The organism is Bradyrhizobium sp. PRIMUS42 (assembly GCF_023006515.1).
Lineage (GTDB): Bacteria > Pseudomonadota > Alphaproteobacteria > Rhizobiales > Xanthobacteraceae > Bradyrhizobium.
In genome coordinates this window covers 1-3640 of the sequence record NZ_JALBGZ010000637.1, presented here as the reverse complement: position 1 = coordinate 3640, position 3640 = coordinate 1, and the positions used below count along the sequence as shown (strand labels likewise).

3 protein-coding genes and 1 pseudogene are annotated in these 3640 nt (G+C 63.9%); 2 read left to right on the top strand and 2 right to left on the bottom strand.

All coding sequences use genetic code 11. The features are described 5' to 3' along the window. The coding region (locus MOV75_RS30905) for an MFS transporter (RefSeq protein WP_247007213.1) at positions 1 to 338 on the bottom strand (338 nt) is incomplete at its 3' end. 282 nt (positions 339 to 620) lie between these two features. Next, on the bottom strand, positions 621 to 1127 hold the full coding sequence (locus MOV75_RS30900; protein WP_246931316.1) for a ferritin-like domain-containing protein: 507 nt from the start codon (positions 1125 to 1127) through the stop codon (positions 621 to 623). 426 nt (positions 1128 to 1553) lie between these two features. On the opposite strand from MOV75_RS30900, the gene MOV75_RS30895 reads away from it, so the two are divergent. Then, complete coding sequence (locus MOV75_RS30895) at positions 1554 to 2636, top strand: YbhN family protein (protein ID WP_246931317.1); 1083 nt, start codon at positions 1554 to 1556, stop codon at positions 2634 to 2636. 90 nt (positions 2637 to 2726) lie between these two features. Further along, positions 2727 to 3640, top strand: a pseudogene (locus tag MOV75_RS30890) (hypothetical protein); the annotation flags it as partial.

The window sequence follows — 3640 nt, the reverse complement described above, 5'->3', positions numbered from 1 at the left end:
GACAGCGCGCAGGCGAGCGACGCCGCGGTGAAGATGGCGAACCCGGCCATGAAGACGCGCTTGGCGCCGATGCGGTCGCCGAGCGCGCCGGCGGTCAGGATGAAGGCGGCAAACGCGATGGTGTAGGCGCTGACCACCCATTGCAGTTCGGCGACGCCGCCGCCGAGCGTCCTGCCCATCGCATCCAGCGCCGTGTTGACGATGGTGACGTCGAGCTGCACGACGCCATAGCCGAGGCTCATTGCCGCCAGTGTGAGAGAGGTCGCAAGAGGCGACGAAGCGCGCGGTGTGGCGACCCGGTTGTCGAAGGTTTGAGGTCTGATGGTGTTGGCTCGCATGCTGCACCCGATTGCAGCCCCATGCGAAATATAGACTTGGCCGCACCATCATGCTTCGAGAATGACCGAATGATGGATGCGTGCGCTCGAGGCACCACAATTCCGGTGTCATGGCCCGCGCAGGATCCAGTACTCCGTGGCGGAGATCGTGCAAACGAAGTGCGACCGCGGGGTACTGGATGCCCCCGTGCGCAATCGCGCCAGGCGGAGCATGGCGGATGGTGAAGAAGCAGAACGCGCCGCGCGGATGACCGCGCGGCGCTCGTCGCAATGAGCCTTGCCCTAGCTCGCCGCGCGCAGGTTCACCTTGCTCTCGGCGAGTTTCGTCAGCTTCATGTCGGTCGCCTTCTCTTCCTCGAGCGTCTTGGCGAGCACGCTGGCGCAGTCGTTGCGGCCCAGCTGCTTGGCCCAGGCGATCAGGCTGCCGTAGCGCACGATCTCGTAATGTTCGGCGGCCTGGGCCGCATTGATCAGCGCCGCGTCGAGCACCGCCTTGTCGGCAACTTCGCCGGCGGTCTCGTCGGCTTCCTCGATGATGCCGTCAATGGCCGGGCAATCGACTGCCTTCACGGCGACGCCGTGCATCTTGAAGACTTCCTCGAGCCGAGCAACGTGTTGCTTGGTTTCCTCGAGGTGCGTCAAAAAGCCCTGTTTCAGCTGGGGATCGGTAGCCTTGCTTGCCATTTTCGGCAGCGCCTTGGTCAGCTGCTGCTCGGCGTAATAGATGTCCTGGAGCTGGTGCACGAACAGGTCGTTCATGGTCTTGATGTCTTTTGTAAACAGTCCCATCGTTCCGTCCTCGTTCGGTTTCTGAGACACGACGGCAGCGGCCTGCACGAAAAGCCGCTTATTCCGCCATGTCCGGTTGCTGATGGGGCACAACGAGCGCGCGGCAGCGACGTTCCAAAAAAGGCCCGTAAGGCTTGCGCTGGAACAATACGGACGGCGCCGGGATCTGAGATCATGGCAGCATGCGAAATGCGCGAGCCGGCCGGTTTCACGACTCATATGCTTAAAGCGCCTTCGATGTGAACCGCGTATGACAAAATGGCCGGTCCCGCGCAGAACCTATTGTTGTCAAGGGCTGCACAAGCCGCTGTTTTTGCCTTAAATGAGCTGGATCATGCCTAGCGATCGATGCCTGCCTTTGGCCATGATCGCACCCGACTGGCCAATACCTGGCCCGGTCGGTCTTGCCCCCCGCCGGGAGGATGAATGCACGGACTGCTGCCTGCGCTGAAGCGCGGCTTCAAGAGATGGATCGGCTGGCGACGGCTCGGAGTTGCCGCGAGCATCTTCATCATCGCCTTCGCGATCACCACGCTGGTGCGGACCCTCAAGGGCATCGATACCGGGGTCATCCTGACCGCGTTGACCGAGATTCCCCGCGGGAGCATCGGGCTCGCGGCCATCTGCGTCTTCTTCGCGTTCTGTACGCTGACATTCTACGACTTTTTTGCACTGCGAACGATCGGCAAGAAGCAGGTGCCCTATCGCATCGCAGCGCTCTCCAGCTTCACGTCCTATTCGATCGGCCACAACATCGGCGCCACCGTCTTCACCGGCGGCGCGATCCGCTTCCGGATCTATTCGGACTACGGGCTGAACGCGATCGACGTCGCCAAGATCTGCTTCCTGTCGGGCCTCACCTTCTGGCTCGGTAACATCTTCGTGCTCTCGATCGGGCTGGCCATCCATCCGGATGCGGCGTCCTCGATGGATCAGCTTCCCCCGTCGATCAACCGGCTGATCGCGCTCGGCGGCCTTGCCTCGATTGGCGCGTATCTGGTCTGGCTGTGCATGGGCGAGAAGCGGCGGGAGCTCGGCCAAAAGGGCTGGAAGGTGGTGCTGCCCTCGGCGCCGCTGACGCTGGTCCAGATCCTGATCGGCGTGGTCGATCTCGGCTTCTGCGCCTTGGCAATGTATCTGCTGATGCCTGCCAATCCGCCGATCGACTTCATGTCGCTTGCCGTGGTGTTCATCCTGGCGACGCTGATCGGCTTTGCCAGCCATGCGCCCGGCTCGATCGGCGTGTTCGATGCCGCCATGCTGGTGGCGCTGCCCCAATTCGGCCGCGAAGAGCTTCTGGCGACACTGCTGGTGTTCCGCATCCTCTATTTCGTGATCCCGTTCGGCCTCGCCATCTCCATCATGGGCACGCGCGAGCTCTGGATGAACGTGGTCGCGCCGTGGCAGGAGCGACGACGGCTGGCGGAGGCCTGCGCCCAGGCTAATCTGCCCAAGCAGGTGGCCACGATGGAGCGTGAACGGGCGCTGCGGCAGGTTGGCAAGCGGTAGGCGGATCCTCAAACCCGTGAGACAAAGGTTGCAGGCGGGGGAGCAATCCTCTCTTATTTCCGCCTCAACTTTGCCGTTGAACAGCGGGCCATGATCCCACTCCCCCTTCGTACCCTTTCCGCAGGCGCCCTGCTGCTTGCGGGGATTCTGATCGCCTTGCCGCCCCAGCGCGCCGCCGCTCAGGACGCCGGCACCCTGCAGATCAGCTGGGAGGTGCGTAACCGCTTCCGGCTGTTCCGCGAGGAGCGCGACTTCCTGCTCCATGTCGAGAACGCACGCAACCGCAACATCCTGGCCGCTGAACAATCGCTGGAGCTCCAGAGCGAAGGCCGCGGCTGGGCCCGCAACATGGTCAACCGCCTCTGCATCGACCTCCAGGGCCGGGTCAACCAGCCCTGCACGCGCGACAACACCAAGGAAAACTATCTCACCCCGATCGACCATCCCGTCACCGTGCGCCTCGTTGGCGCCGTGCCGGTCGGCGCCACCTGCGCCTGGTCGTTCGACGACGGCGACGGCCCGCAACAATCGACCTTCGACTGCGCCGAGCCGATCAACTTACGTGTCCGCTACGGCAAGCAGACGGTCGCGACCGTCGACGTCTCCTCCGGCTCCGATCCGACCCAGCGCGTCCAGACCGAGATCCAGGTCCGCGACATCTTCGTTGCCGGCCTCGGCGACAGCATCGCCTCGGGCGAAGGCAATCCGGACCGGCCGCTGGCACTGTCCGACGAAGGCTTTTGCTTCCGCTCCTATCTCGGTACCGCCGGTGCGCAATACTACCGTCCGAGCCGCCACGGCTTCAAAGGCGGCCGCGCCTGCGAAGCGCCGGATACGCTCGCCAACTGGCAACGCTACAGCGCGCTCTGGTTCAACGCGCCCTGCCACCGCTCGCTGTACAGCTACCAGACGCGCACCGCGCTGGCGCTCGCGGTGCGCTACACCCACATCGCCGTGACCTATCTGCCGCTCGCCTGCACCGGCGCCAGCATCGGCGACGGGCT